The following is a 16745-nucleotide window of genomic DNA, read 5'->3' on the forward strand; positions in this document are numbered from 1 at the left end:
GCTCAGCGCGGGTGGACCACGCGGTGAGCCTGTTCACGGCACTCGCACAGCTCAGCACCACCGGGCGACGGTCCATCCACGGCCGCCGCTTCCCCACACAGGGCCGTTACCGACGGCCCGGCACTCTTGGAGACTGAGTGAGACTCGTAGCTTCCACCCCCCGCACGAACGTTGTCCGTGTCGCCGCCCTGGTCGCCTCCGCCGCCATGGTGGTCGTCGGCGTCCAGTCGGGACCGGCCGCCGCCCAGCCCGACCCCACCCGGGAGAGCGGCGCCACGGCTCTGGAGCTGAGCCCGGCCCAGCGCGTCGACGCCATCAAGTCCGCCCAGGCGGACGCCGCGAGCGAGGCCGGCGCCCTCGGCCTCGGCGCCCAGGAGAAGCTCGTCGTCCGGGACGTCATCAAGGACGCCGACGGAACCGTCCACACCCGTTACGAGCGGACCTACGCGGGCCTGCCCGTCCTCGGCGGCGACCTCGTCGTCCACGAGGCCCCGGCCGGCGCGCGCAGCGTGACCAAGGCGACCACGGCCCGAATAGCCGTGCCCTCCACCGCCGCCGAACTCCCCGCGGCCACCGCCAAGTCGAGCGCGCTGAAGGCCGCTTCGGCGGAGAAGACCGCCAAGGCCGCGGCCGACACCGCGCCCCGCAAGGTGATCTGGGCCGCGACCGGCAAGCCCGTGCTGGCCTGGGAGACCGTCGTCAAGGGCGTCCAGCCCGACGGCACCCCGAGCGAGCTGCACGTCATCACCGACGCCGCCACCGGCAAGCAGCTCTTCACCGACGAGGCCATCGAGGCCGGTACCGGCACCGGCAAGTACAACGGCTCGGTGACACTCGGCACCACCAAGAGCGGCACCACGTACAACCTCACCGACGCCGGTCGCGGCGGCCACAAGACGTACGACCTGAACCAGGGCACCTCGGGCACCGGCACGCTCTTCACCGACGCCGACGACGTCTGGGCCGGCGGCCGGCAGACCGCCGCCGTGGACGCCCACTACGGCGCGGCCGAGACCTGGGACTTCTTCAAGAACGTGCTGGGCCGCAACGGCATCAAGAACAACGGGGTCGGCTCCTACTCCCGCGTCCACTACGGCAACAACTACGTGAACGCGTTCTGGAGCGACAGCTGCTTCTGCATGACCTACGGCGACGGCTCGGGCAACGCCAACCCGCTCACCTCGCTCGACGTGGCCGCGCACGAGATGAGCCACGGCGTCACCGCCGCCACCGCCAACCTCACCTACAGCGGTGAGTCCGGCGGTCTCAACGAGGCGACCTCCGACATCTTCGCCACCGCGGTCGAGTTCTACTCGAACACCGCGAGCGACCCGGGCGACTACCTCATCGGCGAGAAGATCAACATCAACGGCAACGGCACGCCGCTGCGCTACCAGGACAAGCCGAGCAAGGACGGCGCGTCGAAGGACTACTGGTCGTCCACCCTGGGCAACATCGACGTCCACTACTCCTCGGGCCCGGCCAACCACTTCTTCTACCTGCTGTCCGAGGGCAGCGGCGCGAAGACGGTCAACGGCGTGAGCTACAACAGCCCGACGTACGACGGCTCCACGGTCACCGGCATCGGCCGCGACAAGGCCACGCAGATCTGGTACAAGGCGCTGACCACGTACATGACGTCCTCCACCAACTACGCGAAGGCGCGCACCGCGACGCTGAGCGCGGCGGGCGCCCTGTACGGCACGACCAGCGCCGAGTACAAGGCCGTCGGCGCCGCCTGGACCGCCATCAACGTGAAGTGACCCGCACGGTCCGGCACGGCGTCTGAGGCCGGGCGACGGACATGACGGGGTACGGGCCCGTGCGCGCCACGCGCGGGCCCGTACCCCGTCCGCGCCGTCCCGTCCACCGGTCGGCGCACTCCGGGTGAGGGATCCGGGCCCGCGAACTAGGGTGCGATTCATGGCCGGAGACACAGGGCGGGGGAGCGGACAGGACGCCGCCGCGGCGCCGGACCCCCGGCGCTGGAAGGCCCTGGCCGTATGTCTGGTCGCGGGCTTCATGACGCTCCTGGACGTCTCCATCGTCAATGTGGCCCTGCCGTCGATCCGGGAGGGGCTGCGCACCCCAGTCTCCGACCTCCAGTGGGTGCTGTCCGGCTACGCGCTCGCCTTCGGCCTCTTCCTGATCCCCGCCGGGCGGCTCGGCGACGCCCGCGGCCGGCGCCCGGTCTTCATGATCGGGCTCGCCCTCTTCACCCTGGCCTCCGCGGCCTGCGGAGCCGCCCAGTCCAGTCTCTGGCTGGTGATCGCCCGGCTGGTTCAGGGCTTCGCCGGAGGCGTCGTCACCCCCCAGATCTCCGCACTGATCCAGCAGATGTTCACCGGCCGCGAGCGGGGCCGCGCCTTCGGCATGTTCGGAATGGTGGTCGGCATCTCGACGGCCGTGGGACCGCTGCTGGGCGGTCTGATCATCCAGGCGGCGGGCGAGCGGGACGGCTGGCGCTGGGTGTTCTACGTCAATCTGCCCCTGGGCGTCATCTGTCTGCTGCTGGCGAGGCGACTGCTGCCGGACACCCCGTCGGCGGCCCCCGTACGGCCACGCGATCTCGACCCACTCGGGGTACTGCTGCTCGGCACCGGCGTGCTGGCGCTTCTGCTTCCCTTCGTCCAGTCGCAGCAGTGGCACGGCGGCGAGAAGTGGCTGCTGCTGATCGTCGCCGCCGCGCTGCTGGCCGGCTTCGTGAAATGGGAGTCCCGGTGCCGGCCCGGCGGCACCCAGCCGGTGCTGGACCTCCGGCTCTTCCGCGTCCGTTCCTACTCGCTCGGGTGTCTGCTGATCCTGCTGTACTTCGCCGGGTTCACCACGATCTTCTTCATCAGCACCCTCTACCTCCAGAGCGGACTGCACTACTCCGCCCTGGAGGCCGGACTGGCCATCACCCCCTTCGCGGTGGGCTCCGCCGTGGCGGCGGGCATCGGCGGACGGCTGGTCAACCGGTTCGGGAGGCCGCTGGTCGTGGTCGGACTGATCATGGTGACGGCCGGTCTGGCGGCCACCGCGTTCGCCGTACACCTGGTGCCGGGACACAGCGCGGGCTGGGCGATGGCGGCGCCGCTGCTGGTGGCGGGCCTCGGCAGCGGACTCGTCATCACACCGAACCAGACCCTGACGCTCTCCGAGGTGCCGGTGCCCATGGCGGGCAGCGCGGGCGGCACGCTCCAGACCGGTCAGCGGGTGGGATCCGCCATCGGTATCGCCGCCGTGGGGTCGGTCTTCTTCGGCCAGGTGGGACGGGACGGCTGGGCGAAGGCGTTCGACCACGGGCTGATCGTCGCGGTGGCGTTCGTGCTCGCGGCGCTGCTGGTCGCCGGCGCCGACGTGGCCACGGCGCACCGGGACGGAAAGCGGGGTACGGGACCGACGCGGCCCTTCACCCACCGAGGGCACCGAGGGTCCCCACCACCGAAAGGAGACCGGCGATGAACCCGGAGAGCGCAGAGAACACGGAGAGCCCAGAGAGCACGCGGGGCACGGGGAGCACGGGGAGCACGGGGAGCACGGGCAAGACGGAGAGCAACGCGGAGTACGGCAAGAAGCCCTTCAAACGTTCGAGGAGCCATTTCACCGACCGGATCACGGCCGACGGCAGGGACGGCCGGCCCGTCGAGGCCGGCCGCTACCGGCTCGTGGTCAGCCGCGCCTGCCCCTGGGCCGGCCGCGCCCTGATCTCCCGGCGGCTCCTCGGCCTGGAGGACGCGATCTCCCTCGCCGTCACCGACCCGATCCAGGACGACCGCAGCTGGCGCTTCACCCTGGACCCCGACGGCCGGGACCCCGTCCTCGGCATCCGCTTCCTCGGCGAGGCGTACGACGCGCGGGAGACGGACTATCCCGGCGGGGTCAGCGTGCCCGCCATCGTGGACGTACCGAGCGGGAAACTGGTGACCAACGACTTCCAGCGGATCACCCTGGACCTCGCCACCGAATGGACCGCGCTGCACCGGCCCGGCGCGCCCGATCTCTATCCGGAGCCGCTGCGCGACGAGATCGACGAGATCATGGCGGGGATCTACCGGGATATCAACAACGGTGTGTACCGCGCCGGGTTCGCGGACGGGCAGAGCGCCTACGAGGACGCCTACCGCGCGTTGTTCCGCCGTCTCGACCAGGTCTCGCGGCGGCTGGCGGACCGCCGCTATCTGGTCGGGGACACCCTCACCGAGGCGGACATCCGGCTGTTCACCACTCTGGTGCGCTTCGACGCCGTCTACCACGGACACTTCAAGTGCAACCGCTCCAAACTCACCGAGGACCCGGTGCTGTGGGCCTACGTCAGGGACCTGTACCAGACCCCGGGGTTCGGCGACACGGTGGACTTCGACCACATCAAGCGGCACTACTACCAGGTGCACACCGGTATCAACCCGACCGGCATCGTGCCCCTCGGCCCCGATCTGTCCGGCTGGCTGACCGCACACCACCGGGAGGAGCTGGGCGGACGGCCGTTCGGGGACGGAACACCACCGGGTCCGGTGCCCAGGAGCGAGGAGGTGCCACCGGCGGGACGCCCCTGAGAAGCCCGCTCCCCGGCCTCCTGCCGCTCCCCGCCGGCCTCTGTCAGCCCTCCGGCAGTGGCCGGCGCAGCAGATACAGGCCGACGAACGCCACCAGCACCACCACGCACGCCGTGAACGTCAGCCCGGCGCCCTTCAGCCCCAGCCCGAGCGTCAGCGCGCCGACACCGACGACGGGCAGCGAGATTCCCGCGTAGGCGACGACGAACAGGGCGGAGACCGTGCCGCCGCGGTTCCCGGGCGGCGCCGCGCCGCTGACGGCGGTCATCGCCGCGCGGAAGGCCAGCCCCTGGCCCAGACCGCCCAGGACCGCGCCCGTGACGAGCAGCGCCAGCGACTCCACCGCCAGCGACGTTCCCACCAGCACCAGACCTGCCACCAGCACCAGACAACCGCCCGGCAGCGCCCGGCGTACCCCCAGACGCCCCATCAGCGACTGGCCGATGGTGGAGGCGAGGAAGAGGGAGAAGACGACCGATCCCGAGACGGCCAGGTTGCCGACGTTCAGGGTCTGGGACACGAAGGACGGCGCAACCGCGGTGAACAGACCCAGCAGGGCGAAGCCCGCGAACGCGGCGAGCGCCGACGGCGCGAACACCCCACGCACCTCGGGCGGCACCACCAGACCCTGTGGCCTCAGCCGTGGCCGCCGCTTCGGACGCGCGACGGTCTCCGGCAGCAACCAGGTCAGTACGCACGCCACGGCCAACAGCCCGAGATGGACGAGGAAGGGCAGACGCAGCGGCCACGGCGCGTACTGCGCGAGCAGCCCGGACAGCAGCGGTCCGCAGCCAAGGCCGCCCATGTTCGCGGCGGTGGCGGCGAGCCCCGCCCGCGCCTTCTCGTCGGGCGGGGCCAGTTCCAGCACGGTGACGGTGGCCGCGCCGCTGAGCAGCCCGGCGGAGAAGCCCGACAGCAGCCGGCCCGCGAACAGCAGCGGAAGCCCTCCCTCGAACAGGAAGCAGAAGGCGCTCCCGGCGGCCAGCGCCAGCGCGGCCAGCAGCACCGGCCGCCGGCCCACCTGGTCGGAGAGGTCGCCGGCCAGCAGCAGTACGGCGATCACCCCGAGGGCGTAGACGGCGAACACGACCGTCACCATCAGCTCCGAGAAGCCGAGCTGTTGGCGGTAGAGCCCGTACAGCGGGGTGGGCAGCGTCGTACCGGCCATGCCGATGGCGAACACCGCGGCGGCCACCGGATAGCCCAGGCGGCGGCCTCCGTGCGCGCGATCCGTCATACCAGCCCCGTCCTTCGAGCCCTGTCCTTCGCGCCCCGTCCTCCGAGCGTCCCGTCCTCCGAGCGTCCCGGCCTGCCGAGCCCCGTCCGCCGGGCGTCCCGCGCGCCCTGTCCCTTCGCGCCCCGTACGTCCGGCACGGACGCCGCGCCCGCGATCAGCTGTCGTTGGCCGTACCGGCCGTCCGCTGGCGGCGCATCAGGACCGAACCGCCGACGAGCGCGGCGAGCACGGCGCAGGCCATCGCCGTCACCTTCGCCCAGACGAACGACTCGCCCAGGCTGCTCTCCAGCAGGTCGACCCCGCCCGCGCCCGACATCGAGTGGGCGGCGATGATCCCGATCGCCGTCGCCGCGCTCGCCGCCCAGATCCGGGTCGTGTCCTGCACGGCCAGCCAGAGGCCGAGCACGAGACACAGGGCGGTGATGGCGAGGGAGAGCACATCCGCGAAGCCCCCGGAACGCAACTGGGCGAAGTCCGTCGGCAGATGGATCAGGCCGCAGGCGAACAGCACGGCCGCGGCGGGCCGGCGCAGCGCAGAACGGAGGGCGGGGGAGACGCCATGGGTCCCGGACTTCGTACCGCCCAGGGCCGCGAGGCCCGCGGCGATCCCGGGGCCCTCGATCCTCGGCTTGGCCGCGGTCGAGACGGCGAGCGGGGCGGCAGGGCCAGTCGGGGCAGTCGGGGCGGCCGGGGCCGGAGCGGCCCGACCGACCGGCTCGACCGGGGCGAAGGGCGCGGCCGGGGCGGCTCGCTCGGCGGCCTCCTCGGCGTCCGGGCCGAACATGTCGAGCTGTTCCGGCTCGCGGCGCGCCTCGCCGGAACCGGCCGGGGCGGTAAGACCGCGCTCCTCGGTGCCGAGGATGGACACGAGCAGTGCCACATCCTCGATCGGCCTCCCGACGGCCGCGGCCCGCAGCGTCGTGTCGGCCTCGTCGACCTCGTGCGGGGGCTCGTTCAGCAGGGCGACCAGCTGCCGTACCTCATCGAGAGGACGGGTGACGGCCGCGGCGCGCAGTGCTTCGTCCCCGGGGTTGGGGACCTCTCCGGTCCGCTTAAGCAGGCTCACCAGCGCGGCGACCTCGTCCAGGGGCCGGGCGGTCGCCGCTGTCCAGAGCAGCGTCCGTATCGGCGCGTCGTCGGAGGGCGTGGGATCAAGAGACATGGCGCGGCTCCCTTTACCGAACTCCACGGGCGGTACTCTCACCGTGGAGGGCCACCGTGCGCCGGAGGGGCGCACGCTTGGGTACATCAAATGCCCGTGTCGGACTTTTGTGCCATCCGGGACCGGCATAAGAGGTGACGCGCCGAAGCGCCCGGCCTCCGCGCTATCCGGCGGGACGGCCGCCGGTGCCCCGGGTGAGGTCGTCGGTCAGGGAGGGGCCGGGCTGGGGGACCTCGCCGAAGTCCTCGTCCGCGCTGTCGACGCGGAGCCGGTTGATCACGGCCTCCAGTGCGGCGGGCAGCGTGGGGTGACGGCCGTGGTGGCACTGGCTGAGCAGATCGTGCCGGACCGTCTCGGGGAGCAGCGAGGAGAGCGCGGGCGGCGTCACGGGCCGTCCCGACCCGGGCAGACGGCGGGACTGGCGGCGCCAGTACGCCGCGTCCTTGAACTCGGCCCGCTGCTGATGGGCGAGGAAGAGACAGAAGGCCGCGGTGCGATTGCCGCCCCCGGCGGCGAACTGCCACCAGAACTGGGCCGCGTCACGGTGTCCGGTCAGATGAAGGAGCGCGGCGAAGACGACGGCGCCCTCGGGATCGATACGGTCATGGTCCACCAGCCGCGCCAGACTGGCCGCCGCCTCCGGCGCGTTCAGCACGAGGGCGACGGCGAGGCTGAGGTCATGGGCGGCCTGCTCATGGGCCGAGGGGTAACGACGCGGCGCCACGCCCGGGTCCGTACGGCACGCCGCCGCCCGCACCGTCCGTCGCGCCCCGGCCCGGTTCCGCGCCGCCGCCGTGTCGTAGTCGTCATAGGTGTCGGCGAGGACTTCCGCGTCCTCCAGCAGCGCGTCGATCGGCCGGGGGTCCGGTTCGTGGGGATGGCGCACGGCCTACTCCTCCCTCTCGGGCGCTCGTACGTCGAGGTCCCTGGCCAGTCGTCTGCGGGCGTGCCGGACATGGGACCGTACGGTGGCGACCTCGATGCCCATGTACTCGGCGACCTCCTCGTCCGGGACCTGGAGGGCGTAGCGCAGCACGACCACGTCGTACTGCCGCTCGGGAAGCCGGGAGATGGCCCTGTACAGCCCGATCTCCCGTTGCAGCACGTCGAATTGATCGCGCTTCTCGTGGTTGAGGAGCTTGCGGACCGCCGCGTGGAAGGCGGCGGTGTCGACCAGCGCCGGTTCCATGTCGTGGTCGTCCAGCCACCACGCCACCTCCTCCTTGAGGAGCGCCCACGCGTACCGCGCCACCGATTCCTGCGTCAGCACATGCGGCCAGTGCTCCAGGAGCCGGGCGCAGGTGGCGTCGACCACGGTCTCCGCGCCTGCCCGACTGCCCACCTGGGTATGGGCGTAGCGCAGCCACAGCGTGTGGTGGCGCGCGTCGAACGCGTCGAAGGTCAGCGCCAGCCGGTGGACCGTCCCGTCAGGGGCGACCGGCGGGCGGTGGTCGTCCAGGTCCTGGGCGCCCCGGGAGACGCGGACCACAGGACGTTCCGGATCGACCTGCACGCGTGCCCCGTTCACTGGACACCGCGCCGCTCCACGGCGGAGGGCGTCGGTGCGAGAGGTGTGCCTCTCTCCATCTGTCAGCCAACCGGACGAGCGTCCTCGACGTGCGGGACACACCCGGCGTTTCCTCACGGACAGCCATCATATGATTACTGGGCCGCGGGGTGGGCGGTGTTGCCGGATCATTCCGTCGCCCGGGTGCCGTCGCTCCCCATCCGGCCTGCCCGCGAGGAGAGTTGGGCCATCTCGTACGGTTGTCCGCATACGGCGGTGGGAAGTCACCGACTGTTATCCGGCGATGAGGACGGGGGTCGCGCGATGGGCGACAACGGTGCGGTGGATCTGGAACTGGACCGGGCGCATTCCGCCCGTATGTACGACTACTATCTGGGCGGGACGACCAACTTCCCCGCGGACCGCGAGGCCGCCGCGCGGGCCATCTCCGCCTTCCCCTCCATTCTCTCCACCGCGCGGATCAACCGGCGCTTCATGCACCGCTCCGTCCGCTTCCTCGCGCGGCAGGGCATGCGGCAGTTCCTCGACATCGGCACCGGAATCCCCACCTCCCCGAACCTCCACGAGGTCGCCCAGCGGGAGGTCCCGGAGGCACACGTCGTCTATACGGACAACGATCCGATCGTGCTGGCCCACGCCCGCGCGCTGCTGCACAGCCACCCCGCGGGGCGCACCGCGTACGCGGAGGCCGATGTCACCGCACCCGAGGCCCTGTTGGCGGCCGAGGAGATACGCACGACGCTCGACTTCAGCCGCCCCATAGCGCTCAGCCTCAACGCGCTGCTCCACTTCGTCACCGACGAGCACGACGCCCATGACATCGTCGAACGCCTCAAGTCCGCACTGCCGTCCGGCTCCACACTCGCCATAGCGCATGTCACCACCGAGTTCGACCCGGAAGGCATCGCGCGGCTCACCACCGCCTACCGCGCCGCGGGCACACCGGGGCAGGCGCGCACCCGCGAGGAGATAGCCCGGTTCTTCGCCGGCTGGCAGCTCCTCGATCCGGGGATCACCCCCTCGCACGAGTGGCGCCCCGACCCCGAAGAACACAGTGGGAACGTCAGCGACAAGGAAGCCGCCTGCTACGTCGGAGTGGCGCGCAAACCCTGACCGCCACCATGAAGAAGCGGCCGGTGCCCGGGGCGGGGCACCGGCCGCTCTTCCGCCGCTCGGCTACGCGGCGGTCGGTGAGCCGGCCGCGGGGCCGACAAGTTCCTCCAGGACGTCTTCCATGGTGACGAAGCCGATGACGGTCCCCTTGTCGCCGCTGACGGCGGCGAGGTGCGTACCGGCGGCGCGCATGGCCGTCATGGTGTCGTCGAGCGGGGTGTCGATCTCGACCCTGATCACCGTGTGCAGCGTGGAGCGCGGGAAGGGCCGGGTCCGCTCCCCGGCACCGAGCGCGTCCTTGATGTGCAGATAGCCGAGGATCGTGTTGTCGGGTCCGGTGACCGGCAGCCGCGAGAAGCCGGAGGACGCGGCGACGCGCTCCAACTCCCGCGGGGTGACCTGGTGGTCGACGGTGATCACCCGGTTGAGCGGGACCATCACCTCACCCACCGGACGCGTGCCCAGCTCCAGGGCGTCGCGCAGCCGCTCGCCGTCCGCGGGGTCCAGCAGCCCCGCCTCGCTGGAGTCCTTGACCAGACGGGCGAGTTCGTCGTCGGTGAAGACCGACGCGACCTCGTCCTTGGGCTCGACCTTCAGCAGCCGCAGGATGGCGTTGGCGAGCGCGTTGATCCCGAAGATCACCGGACGCAGCGCCCGGGTCAGCCCGACCAGGGCGGGCCCCAGCGCGAGCGCGGTCGGAGCCGGCGCGGCCAGCGCGATGTTCTTGGGCACCATCTCGCCGATCAGCATGTGCAGATACGTCGCCAGGGTCAGCGCGATCACGAACGCGATCGGGTGGATCAGCGCCCCCGGCACACCGATCGCCTCGAACGGCGGCTCCAGCAGATGGGCGATCGCCGGTTCGGCGACGGCGCCCAGCACCAACGAGGAGATGGTGATACCCAGTTGGGCCGTGGCCATGGCCGCGGACAGATGCTCCAGGCCCCACAGGGTGGTCTTGGCCCGGCGGCTGCCCTTGATCGCCAGGGGCTCGATCTGGCTGCGCCGTACGGAGATCAGGGCGAACTCGGCGCCGACGAAGAACGCGTTCGTGAACAGGGTGAACACGCCGATGGCGAGCTGCAGGCCGGTCATCGGTTCTCCTCCACGAGCTGGGTGGCCCGTACGGGCGCGGTGATCCTGACCCGGTCGGCCCGGTGGTGCTCGATCCGCAGGACCGCGAACCGCCAGCCCTCTATCTCCAGCGTGTCGGTCAGGACGGGCAGCCGCCCCAGCCTGGTCGCGAGCAGCCCGGCGAGCGTCTCGTACGGCCCCTCCGGTGCGTCGCAGCCGATCTCCGCGAGCTGGTCGAGACGGACACTGCCGTCCGCCTCCCATACGCGGCGGCCGTCGGCGGTCGGCCGGCCGGGAGCCAGGTCGGGGGTCTCGTCCGGGTCGTGCTCGTCACGTACCTCGCCGACGACCTCTTCGACGATGTCCTCGACGGTGGCGACGCCCGCGGTGCCGCCGTACTCGTCTATCACCACGGCCATCGTCCGCGACTCGCGCAGACGCCGCAGCAGCCGGTCCACCGGAAGGGAGTCCGGGACGAGCAGCGGGCTGGTGGCCAGCTCGGTCACGAGGGTGTCGCCGCGCCTGCTCTCGTCCAGCGCGAGGACGTCGCGGATATGGATGGTGCCGATCACCTCGTCGAGACTGTCGCGGTAGACCGGGAACCGGGACAGGCCGGTCGCCAGCGTCAGATTCGCCGCGTCCTGGGCGGTGGCGTGGGCCTCCAGGGCCCGTACGTCCACGCGCGGCGTCATCACGTTCTCCGCGGTCAGGTCGGCCAGATGCAGGGTCCGCACGAACAGTTCGGCGGAGTCCGCCTCTATGGCGCCCTCCCGGGCCGAGTGGCGCGCCAGGGCGACCAGTTCCTCGGGGGTACGGGCGGAGGCCAGCTCCTCGGCGGGCTCCAGCCCGAAGCGGCGTACCAGACGGTTGGCGGTGTTGTTGAGATGCCTGATCAGCGGGGTGAAGGCGGCGGTGAAGCCGCGCTGCGGCCCCGCCACGACCTTGGCGACCGCGAGCGGGTTGGAGATCGCCCAGTTCTTGGGGACCAGCTCGCCGATGACCATCAGTACGACGGTGGACAGGGCGACGCCCAGCAGGGTGGCGACCGTGGACACAGAGCCGGCGGGCAGGCCGACCGCCTCCAGCGGGCCGCGCAGGAGCAGGGCCAGGGACGGTTCGGCGAGCATGCCGATGACCAGCGAACTCACCGTGATGCCCAGCTGGGCACCGGAGAGCTGGAAGGTCAGCCGCTTGACCGCCGCCAGCGCGCTCGCGGCGCCGCGCTCACCAGCGGCGGCGGCACGTTCGAGCTCGCCGCGCTCGATGGTGGTCAGGGAGAACTCGGCCGCTACGAACACCGCACAAGCGAGCGTGAGCGCGAGAGCGAGGAGGAGCAGAAGCACCTCGGTCACCGTGCCACCTCCGCTCCATCGCTCGACGGGACGGGGACGGCACGGCTCGTACTGGGAGGCTCACCCATTGCGGGACCGCAGCTCCTTCTCTGGTCAGTTCGGTGGTGAAGGGCGGAGTGGAAACCCCGCCCAGCAATAGTAAAGGACTCGCAAAGAAGCGCAATGCCGTGTTCGGCTCACGGCATCGTTCGGATCATCGGACGGCGTCGAAATCCTTGCCGACAGTGAGTGTCACCACTCCCGGGGCGGCCTCCGCGTCCTGCCGGGCGACGCTGCCCGGCAGCCGTGAGGCCAGCACTTCGGCCGGTCCCGCCTGGTCCTGCGGATAACCGACCGTGGTCTTCTTCGTGACCTCCGGTGCGTTGCCGACACCGACGACCGTGAAGCCCGCCGACCGCAGCGACTCCGCGACCGTCGCGGCCCGCCCCGTCGAACCGGAGCCGTTGAGGACCTGGACCCGCACCGTATGGGCGTAGACCGGGTTCTTGGCGTCGGCTTCCAGTTTCTCCTTGTCGACCTCGTCGTCCTTCGCCAGGGCCGCGAACAACTCCGCCGCCTGCGGGTACTGCCAGACGACGTTCGCCTTGTCGGTCGGCGTGTCCGCCTCCCGCGCGTAGTTCGGCACCGTAAGGAACGTCAGCCGTTCGGTCGGGATTCCCTTGACCTCGGACGCGAGGCCGGAGAGGGGCTTGATGCCCGCCAGCGCCTTGTCCGTGGTCAGCGACTTGGTCGCCGAGTCCAGGAAACCGTACAGCGCGTTCGGGCTGGTCAGTTTCTCCTGGGCCTTGGCCGCCAGGGCCTCCATGAACTCCTGCTGCCGGCCGATACGCCCCAGATCCGAGCCGTCCCCCACGCTGTAGCGCGTACGGACGTACCCGAGGGCCGCCTCGTCCCTGACCGTCTGGCAGCCGGCGTCCAGGTCGAGATGGGCCTTCTTGTCGTGGATGGCGGTCTCGGGGCAGACCTCGATGCCGTCCAGCGCGTTGACCATGCCCTTGAAGCCCTGGAAGTCGACGGACATGAAGTGGTCCATGCGCAGGCCGGTGTTCTGTTCCACCGTCCTGATGGTGCAGGCGGCTGCGCCGGACACCTCGCCGCTCGTACCGCCGATGGCGAACGCCTCATTGATCTTGAACTTGTGCGGGGCGGACTTGCCGCCGTCCCCCTTGTCGCAGGCCGGTATGTCCACCCACGAGTCGCGGGGAAGCGAGACGACCGTGGCCCACTCGCGGTCGGCGGACACATGCAGGACCATCAGCGTGTCCGACTGCATGGTGGTCAGGCCCTTGCCGTACTTCGCGTTGTCGCCGCCCCGTGAGTCGGACCCCACCACGAGGATGTTCTTGGACCCCGGGCTCAGATTGACCGGCCGGTCGCCGCCGATCTTGTTGTTCACGTCGGCGGAGTGGATATTGCCGTTGAGGTCCTGATAGATCCAGGCCGCCGCACCGGACACACCGATGAGGGCCACGGCCAGTGCCCCGCCCGACCACACGGCTATTCGGCCCCGCCGGGTCAGCCTGGTCCTGCCCGCCCGCCGGCCGCCGCGGTGCCCCCCGCCCGTCGACCGACCCCGCCGCCGCCCGCTGGTTTCGCTGCCCACGCTGATCCTCCGTGCCCGTTGCCGGCCGCCGTTCGTCCGGACAGGCCGGTCATCGCCCCGTGCGACGGATGCACTCTACTTTCTCTACAAACTTGTAGAAAAAACTGGGACATCCTCGCCTGCTCTTCGCGACGCACCTGCGCGGCAGGTCAACTTCTACAGTGTTGTAGATTTGTGATTGTGCCATACGGCGCACGTGGCACCGGGACGGAAGGCGTGCCCGGTTCCGGGACGGAAGAAGGGAAGCAACATGGGTGTGAGCCTCGCCAAGGGCGGCAATGTCTCGCTGAGCAAGGAGGCTCCCGGTCTGACCGCCGTTCTGGTCGGCCTCGGCTGGGACGTACGGACCACCACCGGCGCCGATCATGATCTGGATGCCAGTGCGCTGCTGGTCGACGGCTCCGGCAAGGTCGGCTCGGACCGGCACTTCGTCTTCTACAACAACCTGACCAGCCCGGACGGCTCGGTCGAGCACACCGGGGACAACCTCACCGGTGAGGGCGAGGGCGACGACGAGACGGTCAAGGTCGATCTGGCCGCCGTGCCCGCCGACATCACCAAGATCGTCTTTCCGGTGTCGATCCACGACGCGGAGTCCCGTGGCCAGTCCTTCGGACAGGTCCGCAACGCGTACATCCGGGTGGTCAACCAGGCGGGCGGCGCCGAGCTGGCGCGCTACGACCTCAGCGAGGACGCCTCGACCGAGACCGCGATGATCTTCGGCGAGCTGTACCGCAACGGCGCCGAGTGGAAGTTCCGCGCCATCGGCCAGGGGTACGCCTCCGGCCTCGCCGGTATCGCCTCCGACTACGGCGTCAACATCTGACCCCCGTCCCCGTCCCCGTACCCGTACCCGCGCGTGTCCGCTGTCCGCTGTCCGCGTACCGGCCCGCGCCTCCGCCCCCACGCCCCCAGGAGTGAACGATGAGCGTCAACCTTGCCAAGGGCCAGCAGATCAGCCTGACCAAGTCCGGCGGAGGTGAACTCACCGTCGTCCGCATGGGCCTGGGCTGGCAGGCGGCCCGCAAGGGCTTCCTCGCCCGGCTGACCGCCCGCGAGATCGACCTGGACGCCTCGGCGCTGCTCTTCGCCGGGAAGGAGGCCGTGGATGTCGTCTTCTTCCAGCATCTGACCAGCGACGACGGGTCGGTGCGGCACACCGGCGACAACCGGGTCGGCGGCGCGGGACAGGGCGGCGACGACGAATCGATCGTCGTGGACCTCCAGCGCGTACCCGTCCACGTCGACCAGATCGTCTTCACCGTCAACTCCTTCACCGGCCAGACCTTCGAAGAGGTCGACAACGCCTTCTGCCGGCTGGTCGACGAGACCAGCGGCCAGGAACTGGCCCGCTACACCCTCACCGGCGGTGGCAAGCACACGGCCCAGGTCATGGCCAAGGTGTACCGCTCCGGCGGTGGCTGGCAGATGTCCGCCATCGGCACCCCCGCCGAGGGCCGTACGTTCCAGGACCTCATGCCGGCCGTCGTCCCCCACCTCTAGAGCACGTCCGCACCCGTCATTCCCGCCGCTCTCACTTTCCAGGAGACTCCACGTGGCCCTGTGGGACCGCATCAAGGATTCCGCCGCGTCGATGCAGACGCAGCTGAACGCGAAGAAGAACGACCTCAAGAGCGGCGCCTTCCGTGACGCCAGCATGGCGATGTGCGCGCTGGTCGCGGCGGCCGACGGCTCCATCGACCCGTCCGAGCGCCAGCGCGTCGCCTCGCTGATCATGACCAACGACGTACTGCAGAACTTCCCGGCGGAGGATCTGCGGACGCGCTTCAACGACTACTGCCAGAAGCTGACCGCCGACTTCGACTTCGGCAAGGTCGGCGTCCTGCAGACCATCGGCAAGGTCGCCAAGAAGCCCACGGAGGCCCGCGCGGTCATCCAGATCGGCATCGTCATCGGTGGCGCGGACGGCGACTTCGACGAGAGCGAGCGCGCGGTCGTCCGCGAGGCCTGCTTCGCGGTCGGCATCGCGCCGGGCGAGTTCGACCTCTGACGGTTACGACGGTCATGAGCCGGGGCGTGCCGTCTCCCATACGGCACGCCCCTCCGGCGCTCTCGCGGTCGGGCCGGCGTACCGCCCCGGTCCTGGCCGCGGCGCCCCCTGTTCCGTGGGTTCGGTCCCTGCCGCCGGTTCAGTCCGCCCCGCCGGGGGGATCCGTCTCGCCGTAGGCGTCGATACAGCGCTGGATCCGCCGGTGCATGCGGTGCTCGTGGAAGAGGCGCCCCACCAGCGCGCCGCCGTAGACGACGAAGCCGACGCCGACCAGCCAGGACTGGATGACCAGAACCGTCCCGAACGGACCGTAGGTGACCGCGTTCGCGGCGATCAGCGGCGAGAAGACGACGCGCGAGAACACCCGGAGTCCGAGCAGCCCCAGCGCGGTCGCGACGGCTCCCGGCAGGAGCGCGGGCCAGCGGACGCGGCCCGCGAGAAGCACCCGCTGCGACCACCAGAAGAAGAGGCACGTCGCGAGCAGATCGCCGAACGTGGCGAACACGATCGCGACGACGGACTCGGAGGTGACGGGAGTGTTGACGAAGAGCAGGAGAAAGAAGACGAGCACCGCCAGCCACAGCACATGGCGCCACATGGTGTGCCAGCGCGCCGTCGGCAGCTCCCAGACCCGCTCGTAACCGGTCTGTACGGCGGACCCGAACGTCAGCCCGAACACCGCGAGCGCGGCGAGCCCGAACGCCGTCGTACGCTGCAATGCCTGGCCCGGTCTGCCGAACAGCTGCTGGATCTCCGCCTGCGCGGAGGACGACACCCCCAGGCCCTGCCCCAGCCAGCGGGCGAACCCCTGACCGCTCGCCGGGTCGGCCGCGGCGACGAGGATCAGCAGGGGCACGAGAGTGAGAAAGCCGAGCGCGGCGAAGCTCATCGCCCGGTGCATCAGCTCCATCTCACGGCCGCGGTTCCAGGCGAGCACGGCGGCAGACGCGGCGATCGAGCGATAGAGGCTCCGGAACCGGTGTCTGTGCTCCGTCGCACCGAAACGCTTGCGGGTCATAGGTCGTCTACTACCCGCCTCCTGCCCGCCGGGGGCGCCTCACCCGTGCGGGGCCCCCGGATGGGTGCCACGCGGCCCGCCCGGCCCCAGCCCCCGGCCCGCCCGCGCG

At 70.8% G+C, this 16745-nt stretch carries 15 protein-coding genes; 7 read left to right on the top strand and 8 right to left on the bottom strand.

Annotated features, from left to right (window positions below):
* The first annotated feature begins 137 nt into the window (after positions 1–137).
* From ACZ7LS_RS30935 to ACZ7LS_RS30945, 3 genes are all read left to right on the top strand, one after another.
* Entirely contained in the window at positions 138–1763 is a 1626-nt protein-coding gene (locus ACZ7LS_RS30935; protein ID WP_382524441.1) for a M4 family metallopeptidase, read from the top strand.
* Between the two features lie 160 nt (positions 1764–1923).
* A complete protein-coding gene (locus tag ACZ7LS_RS30940; protein WP_382524443.1) occupies positions 1924–3447 on the top strand; it encodes an MFS transporter in 1524 nt (507 codons plus the stop codon).
* A complete protein-coding gene (locus ACZ7LS_RS30945; protein WP_385135663.1) occupies positions 3444–4538 on the top strand; it encodes a glutathione S-transferase family protein in 1095 nt (364 codons plus the stop codon). Before ACZ7LS_RS30940 ends, ACZ7LS_RS30945 begins: the two co-directional genes overlap by 4 nt.
* A gap of 43 nt (positions 4539–4581) precedes the next feature.
* On the opposite strand, the gene ACZ7LS_RS30950 is transcribed toward ACZ7LS_RS30945, so the two are convergent.
* From ACZ7LS_RS30950 to ACZ7LS_RS30965, 4 genes are all read right to left on the bottom strand, one after another.
* Positions 4582–5775, bottom strand: a complete 1194-nt coding sequence (locus ACZ7LS_RS30950; RefSeq protein WP_382524447.1) for an MFS transporter — start codon at positions 5773–5775, stop codon at positions 4582–4584.
* A gap of 154 nt (positions 5776–5929) precedes the next feature.
* Positions 5930–6937, bottom strand: coding sequence for a hypothetical protein (locus ACZ7LS_RS30955; RefSeq protein ID WP_382524449.1), 1008 nt, complete (start codon positions 6935–6937; stop codon positions 5930–5932).
* A 163-nt stretch (positions 6938–7100) separates the two neighbouring features.
* The gene (locus ACZ7LS_RS30960; protein WP_382674572.1) at positions 7101–7823 is read right to left on the bottom strand and encodes a hypothetical protein; all 723 of its coding nucleotides are present in this window, start codon (positions 7821–7823) and stop codon (positions 7101–7103) included.
* Positions 7824–7826: 3 nt separating this feature from the next.
* Positions 7827–8465 carry an RNA polymerase sigma factor gene (locus ACZ7LS_RS30965; RefSeq protein ID WP_382524452.1) on the bottom strand — a complete coding sequence of 213 codons (639 nt, stop codon included), beginning with the start codon at positions 8463–8465 and terminating at the stop codon, positions 7827–7829.
* A gap of 303 nt (positions 8466–8768) precedes the next feature.
* On the opposite strand from ACZ7LS_RS30965, the gene ACZ7LS_RS30970 reads away from it, so the two are divergent.
* Positions 8769–9578, top strand: coding sequence for an SAM-dependent methyltransferase (locus ACZ7LS_RS30970; protein ID WP_385135668.1), 810 nt, complete (start codon positions 8769–8771; stop codon positions 9576–9578).
* 63 nt (positions 9579–9641) lie between these two features.
* Here ACZ7LS_RS30970 and ACZ7LS_RS30975 read toward each other — a convergent pair whose 3' ends face one another.
* The 3 genes from ACZ7LS_RS30975 to ACZ7LS_RS30985 form a co-directional block, all read right to left on the bottom strand.
* Positions 9642–10673 carry a hemolysin family protein gene (locus ACZ7LS_RS30975; RefSeq protein WP_382524456.1) on the bottom strand — a complete coding sequence of 344 codons (1032 nt, stop codon included), beginning with the start codon at positions 10671–10673 and terminating at the stop codon, positions 9642–9644.
* The gene (locus ACZ7LS_RS30980; protein WP_382674576.1) at positions 10670–12004 is read right to left on the bottom strand and encodes a hemolysin family protein; all 1335 of its coding nucleotides are present in this window, start codon (positions 12002–12004) and stop codon (positions 10670–10672) included. The genes ACZ7LS_RS30975 and ACZ7LS_RS30980 overlap by 4 nt, the downstream gene beginning before the upstream one ends.
* Positions 12005–12197: 193 nt before the next feature.
* On the bottom strand, positions 12198–13607 hold the full coding sequence (locus tag ACZ7LS_RS30985; protein ID WP_469449911.1) for an LCP family protein: 1410 nt from the start codon (positions 13605–13607) through the stop codon (positions 12198–12200).
* A 250-nt stretch (positions 13608–13857) separates the two neighbouring features.
* Here ACZ7LS_RS30985 and ACZ7LS_RS30990 point away from each other — a divergent pair, with 250 nt between their 5' ends.
* The 3 genes from ACZ7LS_RS30990 (at position 13858) to ACZ7LS_RS31000 (ending at position 15618) form a co-directional block, all read left to right on the top strand.
* Positions 13858–14433 carry a TerD family protein gene (locus tag ACZ7LS_RS30990; protein WP_385135672.1) on the top strand — a complete coding sequence of 192 codons (576 nt, stop codon included), beginning with the start codon at positions 13858–13860 and terminating at the stop codon, positions 14431–14433.
* A 98-nt stretch (positions 14434–14531) separates the two neighbouring features.
* Entirely contained in the window at positions 14532–15110 is a 579-nt protein-coding gene (locus ACZ7LS_RS30995; RefSeq protein WP_382524461.1) for a TerD family protein, read from the top strand.
* 52 nt (positions 15111–15162) lie between these two features.
* On the top strand, positions 15163–15618 hold the full coding sequence (locus ACZ7LS_RS31000; protein WP_382524463.1) for a tellurite resistance TerB family protein: 456 nt from the start codon (positions 15163–15165) through the stop codon (positions 15616–15618).
* A 139-nt stretch (positions 15619–15757) separates the two neighbouring features.
* On the opposite strand, the gene ACZ7LS_RS31005 is transcribed toward ACZ7LS_RS31000, so the two are convergent.
* Entirely contained in the window at positions 15758–16636 is an 879-nt protein-coding gene (locus ACZ7LS_RS31005) for a YhjD/YihY/BrkB family envelope integrity protein (protein ID WP_382881701.1), read from the bottom strand.
* Positions 16637–16745 lie beyond the last annotated feature (109 nt).

The organism is Streptomyces sp. NPDC039430, assembly GCF_055639435.1.

What these genes read in the sequence shown, in the direction of transcription:
- ACZ7LS_RS30940 (WP_382524443.1), top strand. Translation starts at nt 1,924, where the DNA reads ATGGCCGGAGACACAGGGCGGGGGAGCGGACAGGACGCCGCCGCGGCG.
- ACZ7LS_RS30945 (WP_385135663.1), top strand. Translation starts at nt 3,444, where the DNA reads ATGAACCCGGAGAGCGCAGAGAACACGGAGAGCCCAGAGAGCACGCGG.
- ACZ7LS_RS30950 (WP_382524447.1), bottom strand. Translation starts at nt 5,775, where the DNA reads ATGACGGATCGCGCGCACGGAGGCCGCCGCCTGGGCTATCCGGTGGCC.
- ACZ7LS_RS30955 (WP_382524449.1), bottom strand. Translation starts at nt 6,937, where the DNA reads ATGTCTCTTGATCCCACGCCCTCCGACGACGCGCCGATACGGACGCTG.
- ACZ7LS_RS30970 (WP_385135668.1), top strand. Translation starts at nt 8,769, where the DNA reads ATGGGCGACAACGGTGCGGTGGATCTGGAACTGGACCGGGCGCATTCC.
- ACZ7LS_RS30975 (WP_382524456.1), bottom strand. Translation starts at nt 10,673, where the DNA reads ATGACCGGCCTGCAGCTCGCCATCGGCGTGTTCACCCTGTTCACGAAC.
- ACZ7LS_RS30990 (WP_385135672.1), top strand. Translation starts at nt 13,858, where the DNA reads ATGGGTGTGAGCCTCGCCAAGGGCGGCAATGTCTCGCTGAGCAAGGAG.
- ACZ7LS_RS30995 (WP_382524461.1), top strand. Translation starts at nt 14,532, where the DNA reads ATGAGCGTCAACCTTGCCAAGGGCCAGCAGATCAGCCTGACCAAGTCC.
- ACZ7LS_RS31005 (WP_382881701.1), bottom strand. Translation starts at nt 16,636, where the DNA reads ATGACCCGCAAGCGTTTCGGTGCGACGGAGCACAGACACCGGTTCCGG.